This window comes from Polaribacter ponticola (assembly GCF_026191475.2).
GTDB classification, from domain to species: Bacteria; Bacteroidota; Bacteroidia; order Flavobacteriales; family Flavobacteriaceae; genus Polaribacter; species Polaribacter ponticola.
Genome location: NZ_JAOSLC020000003.1, coordinates 189936 through 208310 on the forward strand (window position 1 = coordinate 189936; position 18375 = coordinate 208310).

At 26.9% G+C, this 18375-nt stretch carries 17 protein-coding genes; 4 read left to right on the forward strand and 13 right to left on the reverse strand.

The window, feature by feature from the left end; genetic code table 11:
* Positions 1–179: 179 nt before the first annotated feature.
* The 4 genes from lptB to N5A56_RS05625 form a co-directional block, all read right to left on the reverse strand.
* The gene (gene lptB / locus N5A56_RS05610; RefSeq protein WP_265724603.1) at positions 180–923 is read right to left on the reverse strand and encodes an LPS export ABC transporter ATP-binding protein; all 744 of its coding nucleotides are present in this window, start codon (positions 921–923) and stop codon (positions 180–182) included.
* A 122-nt stretch (positions 924–1045) separates the two neighbouring features.
* Positions 1046–1399 carry a carboxymuconolactone decarboxylase family protein gene (locus N5A56_RS05615; protein WP_265724604.1) on the reverse strand — a complete coding sequence of 118 codons (354 nt, stop codon included), beginning with the start codon at positions 1397–1399 and terminating at the stop codon, positions 1046–1048.
* A complete protein-coding gene (tatC, locus tag N5A56_RS05620; protein ID WP_265724605.1) occupies positions 1383–2204 on the reverse strand; it encodes a twin-arginine translocase subunit TatC in 822 nt (273 codons plus the stop codon). The genes N5A56_RS05615 and tatC overlap by 17 nt, the downstream gene beginning before the upstream one ends.
* Positions 2204–3172: a KpsF/GutQ family sugar-phosphate isomerase gene (locus N5A56_RS05625; RefSeq protein WP_265724606.1), complete on the reverse strand. Its 969-nt coding sequence runs from the start codon at positions 3170–3172 to the stop codon at positions 2204–2206. Before N5A56_RS05625 ends, tatC begins: the two co-directional genes overlap by 1 nt.
* 141 nt (positions 3173–3313) lie before the next feature.
* Here N5A56_RS05625 and N5A56_RS05630 point away from each other — a divergent pair, with 141 nt between their 5' ends.
* On the forward strand, positions 3314–5494 hold the full coding sequence (locus tag N5A56_RS05630; RefSeq protein ID WP_265724607.1) for an ATP-dependent DNA helicase RecQ: 2181 nt from the start codon (positions 3314–3316) through the stop codon (positions 5492–5494).
* Between the two features lie 83 nt (positions 5495–5577).
* Here the strand turns inward: N5A56_RS05630 and N5A56_RS17365 are convergent, their stop codons facing one another.
* The 6 genes from N5A56_RS17365 to N5A56_RS05655 form a co-directional block, all read right to left on the reverse strand.
* Entirely contained in the window at positions 5578–5973 is a 396-nt protein-coding gene (locus N5A56_RS17365; protein WP_337994766.1) for a response regulator transcription factor, read from the reverse strand.
* Positions 5974–5981: 8 nt separating this feature from the next.
* Positions 5982–6218, reverse strand: a complete 237-nt coding sequence (locus N5A56_RS17370) for a response regulator (protein WP_337994767.1) — start codon at positions 6216–6218, stop codon at positions 5982–5984.
* Positions 6219–6280: 62 nt separating this feature from the next.
* On the reverse strand, positions 6281–7162 hold the full coding sequence (locus N5A56_RS05640) for a sensor histidine kinase (RefSeq protein ID WP_274270263.1): 882 nt from the start codon (positions 7160–7162) through the stop codon (positions 6281–6283).
* Positions 7104–7730 carry a hypothetical protein gene (locus tag N5A56_RS05645; RefSeq protein WP_274270264.1) on the reverse strand — a complete coding sequence of 209 codons (627 nt, stop codon included), beginning with the start codon at positions 7728–7730 and terminating at the stop codon, positions 7104–7106. Before N5A56_RS05645 ends, N5A56_RS05640 begins: the two co-directional genes overlap by 59 nt.
* A 1047-nt stretch (positions 7731–8777) precedes the next feature.
* Positions 8778–9455: a ZIP family metal transporter gene (locus tag N5A56_RS05650; RefSeq protein ID WP_265724610.1), complete on the reverse strand. Its 678-nt coding sequence runs from the start codon at positions 9453–9455 to the stop codon at positions 8778–8780.
* Positions 9452–10177 carry a class I SAM-dependent methyltransferase gene (locus N5A56_RS05655; RefSeq protein ID WP_265724611.1) on the reverse strand — a complete coding sequence of 242 codons (726 nt, stop codon included), beginning with the start codon at positions 10175–10177 and terminating at the stop codon, positions 9452–9454. Before N5A56_RS05655 ends, N5A56_RS05650 begins: the two co-directional genes overlap by 4 nt.
* 159 nt (positions 10178–10336) lie before the next feature.
* Here N5A56_RS05655 and N5A56_RS05660 point away from each other — a divergent pair, with 159 nt between their 5' ends.
* Complete coding sequence (locus N5A56_RS05660) at positions 10337–11512, forward strand: THUMP domain-containing class I SAM-dependent RNA methyltransferase (RefSeq protein ID WP_265724612.1); 1176 nt, start codon at positions 10337–10339, stop codon at positions 11510–11512.
* Positions 11513–11517: 5 nt separating this feature from the next.
* Here the strand turns inward: N5A56_RS05660 and N5A56_RS05665 are convergent, their stop codons facing one another.
* From N5A56_RS05665 to N5A56_RS05675, 3 genes are read right to left on the reverse strand one after another with little or no spacing between them, the layout of a single operon-like run.
* Positions 11518–12372 carry an alpha/beta fold hydrolase gene (locus tag N5A56_RS05665; RefSeq protein WP_265724613.1) on the reverse strand — a complete coding sequence of 285 codons (855 nt, stop codon included), beginning with the start codon at positions 12370–12372 and terminating at the stop codon, positions 11518–11520.
* Between the two features lie 34 nt (positions 12373–12406).
* On the reverse strand, positions 12407–13300 hold the full coding sequence (locus N5A56_RS05670; protein ID WP_265724614.1) for an alpha/beta fold hydrolase: 894 nt from the start codon (positions 13298–13300) through the stop codon (positions 12407–12409).
* Between the two features lie 2 nt (positions 13301–13302).
* Positions 13303–14181 (reverse strand): alpha/beta hydrolase, encoded by an 879-nt coding sequence (locus N5A56_RS05675; protein WP_265724615.1) that lies wholly within the window; start codon positions 14179–14181, stop codon positions 13303–13305.
* Between the two features lie 98 nt (positions 14182–14279).
* Here N5A56_RS05675 and priA point away from each other — a divergent pair, with 98 nt between their 5' ends.
* Complete coding sequence (gene priA, locus N5A56_RS05680; protein ID WP_476445308.1) at positions 14280–16721, forward strand: replication restart helicase PriA; 2442 nt, start codon at positions 14280–14282, stop codon at positions 16719–16721.
* Positions 16722–16827: 106 nt separating this feature from the next.
* The gene (gene mqo / locus N5A56_RS05685) at positions 16828–18291 is read left to right on the forward strand and encodes a malate dehydrogenase (quinone) (RefSeq protein ID WP_265724616.1); all 1464 of its coding nucleotides are present in this window, start codon (positions 16828–16830) and stop codon (positions 18289–18291) included.
* Positions 18292–18375 lie beyond the last annotated feature (84 nt).

Below are 18375 nucleotides of genomic sequence, written 5' to 3' on the forward strand. Positions count from 1 at the left end.
AAATAAATGATAAAGTTGGCTTTTATTTGTAGAAAGCTAATGTTAAAGATTGGAAAGAAAATTCTATGTTATTTTTAGAAGTAGTAAATCTAGAAGATTACTTTTTAACTGTTAAAGATAAAAAACTTACCAATAAATCTTACACAATCCTTCAGTATCTCTTTGCATTTTGGTAATTTTTAAGGAGTAAAAATTTTCTTCTTTTTTAGTTCAAAATCCTTACCTAAATATACTTTACGTACCATTTCATCAGCAGCTAATTCTTCTGGTGTTCCTTCTTTTAGAATGCTACCATTATACATTAGATATGTTTTATCAGTAATAGCTAGCGTAGCTTGTACATCATGATCTGTAATTAAAATACCAATATTTTTGTCTTTTAAATGTGCTACTATACTTTGAATATCTTCTACAGCAATAGGATCTACACCAGCAAAAGGCTCGTCGAGTAAAATAAATTTTGGATCAGATGCTAAACATCTAGCAATTTCTGTTCTTCTTCTTTCTCCTCCAGAGAGTAAATCGCCTCTGTTTTTACGAACATGACCAATATTAAATTCTTCTATTAAAGATTCTAATTTTATCTTTTGTTCTTTTTTAGATAAACCAGTAAATTGTAAAACAGACATTATATTATCTTCAACAGATAGTTTTCTAAAAACAGATGCTTCTTGAGCTAAATAACCAATACCTTTTTGTGCACGCTTATACATAGCGTCTTCAGTTATTTCTTCATCATTTAAATAAATACTACCAAAATTAGGTTTTACCATACCAACAATCATATAGAACGAAGTAGTTTTACCAGCTCCATTTGGCCCTAATAAACCAATAATTTCTCCTTGTTGTACTTCTAAAGAAATGCCTTTTACAACTTTTCTACTGCCATAAATTTTTTGAATATTTTCTGCTCTTAAAATCATATATTTTAAATATGTGTAACGCTAAAAAAGTTTATTTTAATATGTGTAAATATAAATAATATTTATTCTAAGAATCTTAAAGCACTCTTAAACATTATAAACTAACACAGTTAAAAAAAGCATTAAATATTTTGTTCTTCTTCTAAAAGTTCCCAATATTCTAAAGCTTTTCTTAAGTGAGGTATCACAATAGTACCACCAATTAAATTTGCAATAGACATTGTTTCTAACATTTCTGCTTTAGAAACACCATTTTTCATTGCAGATTCTAAATGATATTGTACACAATCATCACATCTTAAAACAGCAGAAGCTACTAAACCTAGTAATTCTTTAGTTTTAACTGGTAGATGACCTTCTTTAAAAGCATTGGTGTCTAAATTAAAAATACGTTTAATAACTTTATTATCGGAAGCTAAGATTTTATCGTTCATTTTAGCACGATAATCATTGAATTCTTTAACTTTTGTTGGCATTCTTTTCTTGATTTTTTATGACTCTTCTTGAAACTTTAATACCTATTTCATATAAAATAAGTATCGGTATTGCTACTATAACTTGGCTAGCTACATCCGGAGGTGTAATAATAGCCGCTAAAATAAGTACTACGACTAATGCGTGTTTTCTATATTTTTTTAAAAACTCAGGTGTAATTAATCCAATTTTTGTGAGGAAATATATTAATACTGGTAATTCAAATAAAATTGAAACTCCTAATAACATATTAGTAACTAAGCCTATGTGAGATTCTAATGTAAAACTATTTTCTATGGCATCAGTAATTTGATAATTATATAAAAAATGAATAGATATAGGAGCTATAATATAAAAACTAAATAATACACCTAAAAAGAATAGAGTAGAAGCTATAAAAATAAAACCTCTAGATTTTTGAATTTCTTTTTTAGTTAAACCTGGGGAAACAAAACGCCATATTTCCCATAGTATATAAGGGAATGAAACAATTAAACCTAAAATTAAAGAAGACCAAATAGAATTCATTAATTGAGAAGTTACTTTAATACTTTGTAATTTTTTATCAACAAAACTAACATTACAGAAAGCACTGTCCATTCCGAATAAATTAAAGAAATCACAGAATAATTGATAAGTAATAAAATCTGGTTTAATATGAGCTAATAAAAAATGATTGTATACTTCAGTTGCAAATGCAAAAAAGATGATTGCTAAAATAAAAATAGAAGCAACACTTCTTACTAAATGCCATCTCAATTCTTCTAAATGTCCTAAAAAGGACATTTCTTGTTGCTGCTCTTCCATTAAAATATACCTTCTTTTATTAAATCATGTAAATGCACAACACCTGCATAATTATCATCATCATCAACAGCTAAAATTTGAGTAATACTATTATTTTCTAGAGTATCTAAAGCTTCAATAGCCATAGCTTCTTTATGAATAGTTTTAGGATTTTTACCCATTATATCTTTTGCAACAAAATTTTTAATTTCTGTTGTTTTACTTAACATTCTCCTTATATCACCATCTGTAATAATACCAATAACTTTATTGTTTTTTATTACAGCTGTTACACCAAGTCTTTTTTCTGAAATTTCTACTATTACTTTCGCAATCGTATCGTTTTCTGATACTTGTGGTAATTCGTTGTTTTTAATTAAATCACTTACACGTAAATACAAACGTTTACCAAGAGCACCACCTGGGTGATATTTAGCAAAGTCTTTGCTTGTAAAACCGGTTAATTCTAATAAACAAACGGCTAATGCATCTCCCATAACTAATTGTGCCGTAGTACTTGTAGTTGGTGCTAAATTATTAGGACAAGCTTCTTTTTCTACAAAAGTGTTTAATGGGAAGTCAGCATTTTTACCAAGAAAAGAATCTACATTACCAGTTATAGCTATAATTTTGTTTCCGTAACTTTTAATTAAAGGAACTAAAACTTTTATTTCTGGAGTATTACCGCTTTTTGAAATACATATTACAACATCATCTTCTAAAACATTACCTAAATCTCCATGAATAGCATCTGCTGCATGCATAAAAACTGCTGGAGTACCGGTAGAATTAAATGTGGCTACAATTTTGGTAGCTATGTTTGCGCTTTTTCCAATACCAGTTACAATTACTCTTCCTTTAGAATTATATATATATTTTACAGCATTTTCAAAAGCTACATCTATAAAATTAGCTAATTTAGCTATTGCATTGCTTTCAGCTAATATTGTTTTTTTTGCGTTAGCAATAATTGGAGAATTATCTTTCAAGCTTTAAGTTTTTATCAGAATAAAAAAAGTTATATCTTTAGATATATGAAACAGGCAAATTTACTATAAAAAAAGTTTCAACAAACTATATAGTAATAGGTTTCATATTTCTTTTAACAATAAATGAATATTATATAATATATGGATTTACATAGTCCTCTAAAAAAGTTTTTTGGATTTAATAAGTTTAAGGGTTTACAAGAACAAGTAATAAAAAGTATTGTTAATGATAATAATACATTTGTAATAATGCCAACTGGTGGTGGTAAATCTTTATGTTACCAATTACCCGCTTTAATGGCAGAAGGTACAGCAATTGTGGTTTCTCCCTTAATAGCCTTAATGAAAAATCAAGTTGATGCAATAAGAGGTATCTCTGAACAACATGGTGTTGCTCACGTTTTAAATTCATCATTAAATAAAACAGATGTAGCTCAAGTAAAATCTGACATAGCAAATGGTATTACAAAATTATTATATGTAGCTCCAGAATCTTTAATAAAAGAAGAATACGTTACTTTTTTAAGAACACAAACTATTTCTTTTGTAGCTATTGATGAAGCGCATTGTATTTCTGAATGGGGTCATGATTTTAGACCTGAATATAGAAATTTAAAACATATAATTAGTGCAATTGATAATGTGCCAGTTATCTGTTTAACAGCTACTGCTACAGAAAAAGTACAAGAAGATATTTTAAAAACTCTTGGTATTACAGATGCAAATAGGTTTAAAGCCTCTTTTAATAGAGCAAATTTGTTTTATGAAGTAAGACCAAAAACAAACGAAGTAGAGAAAGATATTATACGATTTGTAAAACAAAGAGAAGGTAAATCTGGAATTATTTATTGTTTAAGCCGCAAAAAAGTAGAAGAAGTAGCACAAATTTTACAAGTTAACGGTATTAAAGCTGTTCCTTATCATGCAGGTTTAGATGCAAAAACAAGAGTGAAACATCAAGATATGTTTTTGATGGAGGATTGCGATGTAGTAGTAGCTACAATTGCATTTGGTATGGGGATTGATAAACCAGATGTTCGTTTTGTTATACATCATGATATCCCAAAAAGTTTAGAAAGTTATTACCAAGAAACTGGTAGAGCAGGTAGAGATGATGGAGAAGGATATTGTTTAGCTTTTTATGCTTATAAAGATATAGAAAAACTAGAGAAATTTATGTCTAGTAAGCCGGTTGCAGAACAGGAAATAGGTCATGCTCTATTACAAGAAGTTGTTGGTTATGCAGAAACATCAATGAATAGGCGTAAATATTTGCTACATTATTTTGGCGAAGAATTTGATGCAATAAATGGTGAAGGAGCTGATATGGATGATAACTCAAGAAATCCTAAGAAAAAACATGAAGCAAAAGAAAATGTAGTTAAACTTTTAAAGGTTATTAAAGATACGCTTCAAAAATATAAATCTAAAGAAGTTGTAAATACAATTGTAGGTAAAGAAAATGCGTTATTAACTTCTCATAAAACACATTTACAACCTTTTTTTGGTATTGGTAAAGATAGGTCTGCATCTTATTGGATGGCTTTAATAAGACAGGTTTTAGTTGTAAACTTCATTAAAAAAGAAATAGAGCAATACGGTGTTATAAAAATTACAGAAAATGGAATTAATTTTATTGATAACCCAACCTCTTTTATGATGACAGAAGATCATTCTTATAATGAAGAGAATGATAATTCTATAATTACAAATTCAAAATCTTCTGTAGCCGCAGATGCAAACTTAATTAAACTATTAAAAGATTTAAGAAAAAAAGTTGCAACTAAACAAGGAGTTCCTCCTTTTGCAGTTTTTCAAGATCCATCTTTAGATGATATGGCTTTAAAGTATCCTATAACATTACAAGAATTAGCAACAGTTCATGGAGTTGGAGAAGGTAAAGCCAGAAAATTTGGTAAAGATTTTGTAAAATTAATTGCAGGTTATGTTGATGAGAATGATATTTTAAGACCAGACGATTTAATTGTAAAAAGTACTGGGGTTAACTCTGGGTTAAAATTATTTATAATACAGAATACAGATAAAAAATTACCTTTAGAAGACATTTCTAAATCGAAAGGTTTACAAATGAATGAGTTGATAAAAGAAATGGAAGTAATCATCTTTTCTGGGACAAAATTAAATATTAATTATGCCTTAGATGATTTGTTAGATGAAGATCAGCAAGAAGAAATTCATGAGTATTTTATGGAAGCAGAAACGGATGATATACAAGAAGCTCTAGACGAATTTGATGGCGATTATGATGAAGATGAATTAAGGTTAATGAGAATTAAATTTATAAATGAAGTAGCTAATTAAAAATGTTTATTTACAAATAAAAGGTTAAATAACAATTTAACCTTTTTTATATTAATTAAAAAGTAGATGAAATTCTTTTCCTTTTAAAATTTATATTTCATATCTATAGCATATTTAATTAACTCACTACCAGAAGCTAAATTTAGCTTACGAATCATATTTTTTCTATGTGTATCTACCGTTGTTTTTGCAATAAACAAGTTTTCAGAAATTTCTTTTGATGTTTTACCGTTTGCAATTAAATGTAAAATTTCTTTTTCTCTATTTGATAAAGTAACTTTAGCTGTTTTTCCTACAGTTACATTTTCTTCAATATAATTATTCATAAAATTAAAAGCTACATTAGGGTCAAAAAAAGTTTTGCCGTTAGCAACTGTATTAATTGCTTTTGATAACATTTTTATACCAGAATTTTTTAAAAGATAACCAGTTGCTCCCGCATCTAACATTTGTTTAATTGCATCGGGTTGATCAAACATTGTCATTGCTAAAACATTAATATAAGGGTATTTTTTTTGATAATTTTGGTAGCTTCAATACCATCCATTCTTGGCATTCTTATATCAGTAATTACAAGTTTGGGTTTTTTTAGATCAACTAATTTTACTAATTCTTCTCCATCATTTACAGTTCCAATAATACTTATATCTTCATCATATTCAAAGAAAGATTTTACTCCATCTATTAACATTTGATGGTCTTCTGCCATTATTATTGTAATCATTGGTTTCATTTTTATCAAAAGTAAGTAATTAACTTTTAAAAAAAATCACTACTAATAGGTATTTAATTTATGGGTATATCTAAAATAATTGAACTCCCTTTCCCAATTGTACTGTCAATTTTAAAATCACCTTTTAAATGTTTAATTCTAGTTTTTATAGAATTAATACCCATTCCATTATTTAAATTAACTTTATCAATATCAAAACCAATTCCATCATCTTCTATTATAATATTTAAGTTTTTATCAAATAAAGAAATATTAATCGTTGCGTTATTAGCTTCTGAATGTTTAATAATATTTGTAGTTAATTCTTGTACTATTCTAAAAACGCTAATTTCTAGGCTATTTTCTAACCTTTTATCTAGGCCAAAATCTAAAACATCAATATTAATTTTATCAGCAGAAGATATTTTTTCTGCCATCATTTGTACAGCAACTAATAACCCTTGATTTGCAATTACACCAGCGTTTTTAGCATGTGCAATACTTCTAACTTTTAAGTATGCTTCATCTATTAACTCTTCAGTTTTATTAAAAAGTTCTTCTTGATTAATTTTTTTCTTTTCTCTGTTAAATTTTAAGTTTTCAAAATGTAGTTTTAAAGTAGCTAAAACAGAACCTAAATTGTCGTGTAAATCTTCTGCAATTTGTTTGCGTTCTTTTTCTTGGCCATTAACCATTGCATTTATGTTTGTAATTTCTTGTTCTTTTAAAAAGGTAATATTTTTTTGTTTTTCTAGTTCTTTTTGTTGTTCTGCAAGTTTTCTTTTGCGTTGCGAATTTTTATAGGAAAGTAAGTAAATAGTACTACCTGCTATTATTGTTAAAATAGCAGCAATTAGTAAGTTTAACTTCTGTTTGTTTTTTGCTTCGAATTCTAAATTATCTTGTTTTAACTGTAAATTTTCTTTCTCTTTTTTCTGTTTGATATTTAGTTTCAATTTCTTCTACTTTTTCAATTAAAGATTGATTTTTAACTACTTCATTTAATGAATCATATTTTTCTAAATAATAAAGAGATGTTTTGTAGTTTTTAAGAGCTTTATTGTTTTCTGATAGAAATTTATAAAGATCTACTTCTAATTCTTTAAAAGGATCTTGTTTAATATTTTCTAAAGCTATTTTTAAGTTTTTGTTTTCTTCTATAAAGTTGTATTTTCTTTTATTAATAATAGCTAAATCTTTATGTATAAAAGCTAATGTTTTTTTTGAAGTTTGACCATTAATAGCTTTTTTATTATAAAATAATGCAGAATCTATGTTGTTATAAAAGTTTAAATAAATAGAACTAATGTTTTGAAAAATTGTATTTCTAGTGATAGTTCTATCCATATAATTTAAGGCTTTTTTAAAGTTAATTAAAGCGTTTTCATACTCATTATTTTTTTCATAATAAATTCCTAATAAATTTAATGCATAACCAATTCTATTTTTATCTATTCCATTATAAGCTTCTTTTAAATATAGCTTAATATAAAATAACTCTTTTTTTGTTATTAATTTGGCCATATAATGCAGACAAACCTGCATAAATACTTATTCTTTGTGAAGTTTTATCAGAATCAAATTTTATTAAAGATAATGCATTAATATAATTATTAATGCTTAAATCTAGCTCATTATTTGTCTTGTAGAAATAAGCTAGATTAGTATAGTAATTAGTTAAGTTTTTTTTGTTTAATCTTTTACTATATGAATTAATTTTATTTAAAATTTGTCTACAGCTATCGTTTTGCCGTAATATAAAGTGGTAGTAATATATATTTTTGTCTAAAAGGTAGATTTCATTTTCGTTTTTAAAATTTAATAAAGCCATTTTATCAATATTTATTTTAGCTTTTATTTTATTTCTAAACTTAATATAATGTTCTATAGAATCATTTAACTCAAAAATCGATAATTCATTTTGAGAAAAACAAGTTATCGATTTTATAATAAGAAAAGTTAATATTATTTTTTTATACATAAAAAATTATAATTCTATTTTTTTCTTTGCTGGTGGATAAGGGTCTGCAGGCTCTGTTGTACCACCTGTTGGATTTGATCCAGCTATAATTGTTTCATTTTTATCATTCAAATACTCACTGAAATTAATATTTACTTCATAATCAATACTTATTTTTTTCTAGTGTATTTCTTATTTCTGGAACTTCATCTGCATTAAAAACTAATTGAGAGATAGAATCTTTACCTTTACCTTTGGGGGTTACATCAATATTAATTTTTATTTTTCCATCTTTAAGTTCTATACCAGTACTATTAACTTTAGCTTTTTCTTTCGCTAGAAATAATACAACAAAATAGAATTTATCTTTTGCGCCATTTTCAATTATATGATGTACAAATTTAACATAGGGTGTGTAAGCTAAATTTAAAATTTCATCTAAAGGATTTCCTGAAGATCTATTTAAAGTTAGTATAGAATTTCTAGGTTTTTTTTAATTTCCATATCACTTAGTTTTATTTTAGTTAATACTTATTCAAATATCTAAAAACTTATTAATAATTATATACCTATATGTAGGTATATTTCTTTTCTTAAAAATAAGTAAAATATTATAAAGTAAAAACAGTTAATAAAACACCTAAAAGTATAGCAACAAATTTCTGTAAGTTAAACTTATGATTTTCAGTACTTTCAAAAAGGATAATTGTAGAAATATGTAAGAAAACACCAATTATTAAAGCTGTAATTTCTGTTGCATAGTTTGTGAAAAATGGAATTTTATCACCTAATAAAACACCTAAAGGGCTCATTAATCCGAAAAAAAATAAGAAACTAAATACTATTTTTTTAGAATAATTAGTATTTATTAAAAATGTGGTTAGTACAATTGCAATTGGTATTTTATGAACAACAATTGCCCAAAGTAAATTATCGTCAGAATGGTGAATTGGTAATCCTTCAGAAAAAGCATGCAAACATAAACTCACAAATAACAACGTAGGAAACTCTTTTCCATTAGAATGAATATGAATATGGCCATGTTCTGCACCTTTAGAAAAAGACTCTAAAACTGATTGCAAAATAATACCGACTAATATAAAAATACCAACTCTAGAACTTTCAGAATTTAAAGTGTAAACCTCTGGTAATAGGTGTAATATTGTAACAGATAAAAGATAAGCTCCACTAAAAGCCAATAATAAACGTACAATTTTAGTACTAGGTTTAATTAATAGCACTAAAAAAGAACCCAATAAAACAGATAAAATTAGTAAGATGTAATTCACTTTGCAACAAGTATTAATCTATTTGATTTTTTAATATCAAAATTATTTAAATTATAATCACCAAACATAAAGGTAATATTAAAACCTACTTTTTCTAAATAAGCTTTCATTTTTTTTAAATCTAAATACTTAACTTTTTCAGTGTAATTATGATTTTTTCCATCAGCAAAAAAAGAAATATTTTTTATAATAAAGCCATTAGTAATTTCTCTAGTGATTTTAAAAGTAATGTTTTCTACAATTTTTGTCTCTTTAGCAATTAAATTCGCTTTAACAAAATTGGCGTTTAAAAAATCGAAAACAAAATAACCTCCTTTTTTTAATCCATTTTTAATATTCTGAAGAATTAAAATATCTTCTTTATCTTCTTCGAAGTAACCAAAACTTGTAAATAAATTAAAGACAGCATCGTATTGTTTATTTAAAGGCTGTCTCATGTCATGCACTTTAAACTTTAAGTTTTCATTTTCCAAAATTTTAGCTTTTTTAATACTGTTTTCAGCTAAATCTCCTCCAGTTACTTTATAACCTAAAGAGTTTAAAAAAACAGCATGACGTCCTTTACCACAAGGCAAATCTAAAATATGATTATTTGTAGGTATTTTTAAAAATGAAGTAATGTTCTTCATAAACAGTTGAGCATCTTCATCATTTCTATCTTTATAAAGAATATGATAGTATGGGGTATTAAACCAATCTGTAAACCAATCTTTTTGCTTCATTTTTGTTTTAACTTAATTAGATTTAATAATTAATATTGGTTATTTTTATTTTGTTATTAAGTCTGTAAAAGTAACCAAATCTTACGTTTCTTAAAATGAATTTTTTAATTAGTACAAAACCTATTTATAAATAGTATTTTTGCAGTCAATTTTACAAGTATGGATAGAGATTTTAAAATGACAGCAACAACACTTTTTGGTTTAGAAAGTGTTTTAGCAGCAGAACTTAAAAATTTAGGAGCCCAAGATGTTAAAGAATCTGTTAGAAGTGTTTCTTTTAGAGGCGATAAAGGTTTTATGTATAAAGCAAATATTGCTTTAAGAACTGCAGTAAGAATTCTTAAACCTATAAAAGTTTGTAAAGTTTATGATGAAGAAGATTTATATGAAGCTATTCAAAAAATTAAATGGGAAAACTTTTTAGAAGCTGATGGTACGTTTGCAATTGGGGCAGTTGTAAATTCAAAGAATTTCACATCCAATTCTCATTATATTTCATTAAAATCTAAAGATGCAATTGCAGATTATTTTAGACATAAATACCATAAAAGACCAAATGTAGATTTAAAATATCCAGATGTAAAAGTGCACATTCATATACAAAAAGAATGGCTAACTGTTTCTTTAGACTCTTCTGGAGATTCTTTGCACAAACGTGGTTATAGAACAGCAACAAATATTGCTCCTATAAATGAAGTTTTAGCAGCAGGTATGGTATTATTATCTGGTTATACAGGAGAGGAAAATTTTATTGACCCTATGTGTGGCTCTGGTACTATTTTAATTGAAGCTGCTATGATTGCAAACAAAATTCCTGCAAATATTAATAGAAAATTATTTGCCTTTGAAAATTGGAAAGATTATGATGAAGATTTGTATTTTACGATTCAAGAATCATTACTAAAAAAAATTCGTTCTTCTCATTTTAAAATAATGGGTTTTGATAAAGCTCCTTCTGCAGTACAGAAAGCGAAAGCAAATGTAGAAAATGCTAATTTAGATGAGTTTATTGGAATACATCATGTTAACTTTTTTAATTCTACAAAAGAAGTTTTTGGTAATACTACAATTTTATTTAATCCTCCTTATGGAGAAAGATTAAATATAGATACAAATGAATTTTATAAAAAAATAGGGGATACTCTAAAACATAATTATCCAGACTCAACTGCATGGTTAATTACTTCAGATACAGATGCTTTAAAATCTGTAGGCTTAAGAACATCTAAAAGAATAGCGCTTAAAAATGGTGATTTAAACTGTAAATTTGTGAAGTACGAATTGTATGAGGGTTCTAGGAAATTAAAAGAACGTAAAAGTATTCCTGATTCATGATTTTTTTAATTTAATACTAGTTTTACCCATTCATTCGGTTTTTCTAGCATAGGAAAATGTCCGCATTTATCAATCCAGAATAACTCGTTATTTTGAATTTCTATGGTTAAAAGACCTGCTATTAAATCTATAGCAACAGGATCATTTTTTGCCCAAATTATTTTTGTTGGTATTTGAGTTTCTTTTAAAGCTCCAATCCAACGATGCCAAAAAGTGTATCGTTCGTTTATATAATTAGATAAGTAATGAATAACTTTTTTACCATTATTATGCTCTAATTGATACCACATTTCTTGTAGTTCATTATTAGTAACTTTATTTTTATCAAAATACACATTTCGAATATTTTTTCTGTAAATGGGATAATTTGTAAGTTTTGCAACCCATTTTCTGGTAATTTTATTTCTTAAAAGCTTTTGAATAATTCTAAGTTTAGAAAGCTCTATATGCATGGATCCATTGCAAAGAATTAAACTACTTATTTGAAGGTTTATTTGTTGTTTATTATGTCTTGCAATAATTTCTGTAGCAACACTTGTTCCGTAATCATGAGCTAATAATGTAACTTTTTTTAAGCCTAATTGTTTCCAAAGTTCTAAAGCTACATCTGCTTGTTCTATTAAAGAGTATGAGTATTCTATAGGCTTGTCAGAAAAACCAAAGCCTAAATGATCATGAATAATAACTCTATATTTTTTAGCTAACTCTGGTAAAACTTTGTAATAATCATAAGAAGAAGTAGGGTAACCATGGAGTATTACTAGTGTTTCTTTTTCTTTATTACCAACATCTATAGTAAAAACTCTTTGGTTATAAATAGATACTAATTTGCCTTTGTTTTTCCATTCTAAGCTATCCATAATATAAAATTTAATACCAAATTAATAAAAACAATTAGTTACTTAGTATACATTCAATTAATCTTTTTGGAGATTCTAACATTGGATAATGACCAGATTTTTCTATCCAGAATGTTTTATTATTAGTTAACTTATCAGTAATTAGCTTTACTATATTATCTTCTTCTAAAGTATCATTATCTTTTTTACTCAATATTAATTTTACTGGAATTTGAGTTTCATTTAATGCATTAACCCATCTATTCCAAAATATTTTACGTTCTCTTATATAATTACTAGTAAAATTAATAATATCTCTTCCGTTATTATGTTCTAATAATTTCCATAATACTTTTAATTCATCATCACTTATTAAGGATTCATTATAAAATACTTTTCTCATAGATTTTTTATAAACGCCAAAAGAATTTAACATTGTAACCATGTTTTTAGAAACTTCATTTTTGTAATTATCATTAGTGTCTAAAAAGTAGGATTGATCTAACGGCATACTACCATTGCAAAATATTATTTTATCAATATCTAAATGGGTAATATAAGAGTTTTGTCTTGCTAAAAGCTCTTTAGCTACTAAAGCACCATAATCATGAGCTAAAATTGTAATATTTTTTAAATCTAGGATTTTCCAAAGTTGAAGTAAATAATCTGTTTGATCTATAATGGTAAGGTATTTGTTTTCTAACTTATCAGAAAAACCAAAACCGATAAAATCTTGTATAATTACTCTGTAATGTTTGCTTAATTCTGGTAGTATCTTATTATAATCATAAGAAGATGTAAGGAATCCATGAAGTATAATTAAGCAATTTTCATGGTCTCCACCAGTATCAATAGTAAAAATTTTCCTATTATAAACTTGTATTAAGTCTCCTTTTTGTTTCCATTCACTAGAGGTAGTAAAGCCATTATTTTTAGTCATTACATCCATAATTAATAAATTTTAGTGTTTTTAACTTTAAAAACAAGAGTCATCCAATATTTTGGACTATCTATAATAGAAAAATGCCTTACATTTTCGATCCATTCTAAATTATCATTTATTTTTTCTGTTGCTAGAACAATAGCAATTTCTTTAATTGCTACAGGATCACTTTTTTCCCAAACTATTTTTATGGGTATTTTAGATTCTTTTAAAGCTTCCGTCCATCTGTGCCAAAAAGTGTAACGTTCATTTATAAAATCGCTTAATAAATGAATATCTTTTTTGCCTTCGTCTGATTCTAAGTTATCCCAAACTTTTTTAATATCATACTCAGTATGAATCTCTGGGTTTAAGTTATTATTTCTTAACTTATTTTTAATTTTACGATATCCATAACTTGTTAAACGTGCAATATACCTACCTAGTTTTTTATCTTTAAGAAGCTTATCCATATTTCTTAAATGTAAATGTTCTAGTCGCATACTACTATTACATAAAAATATTTTTTTAATCTTAATAGGTATTAAATTATGGTTTTTTCTAGCTAAAATTTCTTTTGCTACAGATGTACCATAATCATGAGAAAGAATTGTTACTTCTTTTAAGCCCATTTTATGCCATAATTGCAGCGCAAAATCTGCTTGATCTATTAATGAATAATTATAAGAATCTGGTTTGTCTGAAAAACCAAAACCTAAATGATCGTGTATAATTACTCTATAATATTTACTTAATTCAGGTAAAACTTTAATGTAGTCAAAAGATGAAGTAGGGTAGCCGTGTAAGATTACTAATGTTTCTGTAGATGAACCTTCTTCAATAACAAATATTTTCTTGTTATTTATAGTATAAAATTTACCTCTACTTTTCCAATTTGCAGCAGTCATAATTTTGGGGGGTTAATTATTAACTTAATATGTTTATATGTATAAAGATAGTATATTTTAATTAATTTTGAAAAATTAAATGTTAAAATAATAATAATATTAATTTTATAGATATCATATTACCAATTCCTATTCAGAAAACGTTTACGTATTCTGTTACAAAGGATGAAGCTAGCTTTCTAAAAAGAGGAATGCGTGTTGCTGTTTCTTTCGGTAAAACTAAGATGTATACAGGTTTAGTTTTTAATGTTCATAAAACAGCACCAACATTATATGAGGCCAAGGAAATTCATCAAATTTTAGACGAAATGCCTTTAGTAAATGAACGTCAATTAAAACATTGGGAATGGATTGCTAATTATTACATGTGTTCTTTAGGTGATGTGTATAGGGCTTCTTTACCCTCTGCTTTTTTGTTAGAAAGCGAAACAATATTGTTTAAGAATGATGCTTTTTCTGATGAATCTATTCTAACAGATAACGAGTTTTTAATTTTTGAGGCTTTACAGCATCAATCTCAATTAACAATACACCAAGTTGTAGCTATTTTAGGTAAGAAAAAAGTAATGCCAATCGTTAATGAGTTAATTAAAAAATCGGCTATATATATAAAGGAAGAAATTTACGAGCAATACAAACCTAAACTAGTAAAATATGTTCGTTTGCATGCAGATTATTCTAATGATGATTCTTTAGGTAAATTGCTAGAAGAATTATCTAGAGCAAAAAAACAAAGAGAAGCAGTTTTAGGTTTTTTTCAATTATCATCAAATAAAAAACCTATAAAAGCTAAGGATTTAGAAGAAAAAACAAATGTTTCTTCTAGTATTTTAAAATCTTTAGTTGATAAAAATATCTTCGAATTTTATCATATTAAAACAGATAGAATTACTTTTAAAGGAGATACCAACGATTTAAAAGTGCTTAATGAATTTCAAGAAAATGCACTTTCAGAAATTAAAGAATCATTCAAAGAAAAAGATGTTACGTTGTTACATGGTATTACAAGTTCTGGTAAAACGGAAGTGTATACAAAATTAATTCAAGAAGTTTTAGATAAAGGTAAACAAGTATTGTTTTTATTGCCAGAAATAGCTTTAACAACACAAATTATAACACGTTTACAGTTTTATTTTGGAGATCAAATTTCGGTTTTTCATTCTAAATATTCTATGAATGAAAGAGTAGAAGTATGGAACAATGTTTTAGAAAATAAAACAAAAGCACAAATTGTTTTAGGTGCTCGTTCTTCTATATTTTTGCCTTTTTCTAATCTTGGTTTAATTGTTGTAGACGAAGAACATGAAACCTCTTACAAACAATTTGAACCTTCGCCAAGATACAATGCAAGAGATTCTGCAATTGTATTGGCAAAATTGCATAAATCAAAAATTTTATTAGGTTCTGCAACTCCGTCTTTAGAAACGTATTTTAACGCACAACAAAATAAATACGGTTTTGTAGCATTAAATAGAAGACATGGAAATGTACAATTGCCAAAAATAGAATTAATTGACGTAAAAGAAAAGCATAAGAAAAAGGAAATGAACGGTCATTTTTCTGATCGTTTGTTAAAATTAATTCAAGAAGCTTTAGATTTAAAAGAGCAAGTTATTTTGTTTCAAAATAGACGTGGTTTCTCACCAGTAGTAGAGTGTAAAACTTGTGGCGTTTCTCCTCAATGTCCAAATTGCGATGTTTCTTTAACTTTTCATAAATTTAAATACGAGTTACGTTGTCATTATTGTAATTACCAACGTGCAATGCCAAATAGTTGTGGTGCGTGTGGTAGTAATACTTTAGATAACAAAGGTTTTGGTACAGAGCAAATTGAGTTAGAATTAACAGCACTTTTTCCTGATTATAAAATAGGTAGAATGGATTTAGATACTACTCGTGGCAAACATGGTTATCAGAAAATAATTGGTGCTTTTGAGGCTAAAGAAATAGATGTTTTAGTAGGTACACAAATGTTATCTAAAGGTTTAGATTTTGAAAACGTTTCTTTAGTTGGGGTTTTAAATGCAGATTCTATGCTTAATTTTCCTGATTTTAGAGCACATGAACGTGCATATGATATGATGGTGCAAGTTTCTGGTAGAGCAGGTAGAAGTAAAAAACAAGGTAATGTAGCTATACAAACCTACAATCCTTATCATCAAATATTACAACAAGTTTCTACAACTAATTATGCAGAAATGTATAAAGAACAGTTGCAAGAACGTTGGCAATATAAATATCCTCCTTTTTATAGGTTGATAAAAATTACGCTTAAACATAAAGATTATAATAAGGTTGATAGTGGAGTAAATTGGCTTTATAAAGCATTATATAATTCTTTTGGAGAAAATGTTTTAGGACCAACTGCACCTGCAATATCAAGAATTAGAAACCAATATATTAAGAATATTGTTATAAAAATTCCACCAAAACAGAGTTTAGCAAATACTAAAAATCAACTTACAAAAATTAGAAATACGTTTGATGCTGTTAAAGATTTTAGACCTATTCGATTTATTATTGATGTTGATGCTTATTAATTCAGTTAGCAGTTAAAAACTGAATGTCAGTTCAAGTGATTTTGAAGAATGAAAAATTGTATCGAGAACTATTTAAAAACTATATTTATCAAAATAAAATTCATTTATGAAATTTAAAAAAGAATACGATTTAATTTGTGTTGGTGGCGGAATTATGAGTGCAACTTTAGCGCTAATTACCAAACTACTAAAACCAGAAATGAATATTCTAATTTTAGAGCGATTAGAAAATGTTGCACAAGAAAGTTCTGCTGCTTGGAATAATGCAGGAACAGGCCATTCTGCTTTGTGTGAGTTGAATTATTGCCCCGAAGAAAATGGGAAAGTTTCTATAAAAAAAGCCATTAATATTTGTACGCAATATGAAACCTCTAAACAATTTTGGTCTTATTTAACCAATGAAGGTTTATTAGAAAATCCTGAAGACTTTATTGCATCTGTAAAGCATCATAGTTGGGTTTTAGGAAAAGAAAATACAGATTATTTAGAAGGTAGATTTAAACAAATGAAAGAACATTTTATGTTCGATTCGATTGAGTTTACTAGAGAAATTAGTAAAATGGAAGAATGGTTTCCTTTAATTGCAAATGATAGGAGTGAAGACGAAATAATGGCGGCTTCTAGAATAGATAGAGGAACAGAAATGAATTATGGTTCGTTAACAGAAAAGTTGTTTGCTATTTTAGAAACTAAATTTGATACGCCCGTTCATTGCAATATGGAAGTTTTTGATATAGATCCAGATACAGATTTAGATTGGACGGTTGAAGTTAGAAACCTTAAAACTGATGAAAAGTATAATTTAGAAGCAGAACATGTTTTTATAGGAGCCGGTGGCGGAAGTTTATTGTTATTACAAAAAGTAGAAATCGACGAGAAAGAAGGTTACGGTGGTTTTCCAGTAAGTGGAGAATGGTTGGTTTGTAAAAACGAAGAAATTATAAACCAACACAATGCTAAAGTTTATAGTAAAGCAGGTTTGGGAGATCCGCCAATGTCTACACCACATTTAGATACACGTTATATAGATGGTAAACGTCAATTAATGTTTGGACCTTTTGCAGGTTTTAGCCCTAAATTTTTAAAAGAAGGTTCTAATTTAGATTTGTTTAAGTCTATTCAGTTTGATAATATTCCGTCTATGTTTGGTGCTTTTTGGCATAATTTACCATTAACTAAATACTTAATTGAGCAGGTTATGATGAGTAAAGAAGACCGAATGGATTCTTTACGTAAGTTTATGAAAAATGCTAAAAGTGAAGATTGGGAAGTGATGAAAGCTGGTCAAAGAGTTCAAATTATTAAAAAAGATGAATTTGAAGGTGGAAAACTACAATTTGGTACAGAAGTAATTTCTAGTAAAGACGGAAGTATAACTTGTTTGTTGGGCGCTTCTCCTGGAGCTTCTACAGCAACTTCTATTATGCTAGAAGTCATAGAAAAAGCGTTTCCAGAAATCATAAATTCTGCAAAAGGGAAAGAAAAATTGAAAGAAATTGTTCCTTTTTATAATACAAAAGTTACTAAAGAATTGTTTTATAAAGAACTGAAAAAAGTAAATCTACATTGAAAATTTAATCAAATAAAGTACACGTTTAAAGTCTTAAATTAATTATTTAAGACTTTTTTTAATTTAATAGACAACCTTTTTAAA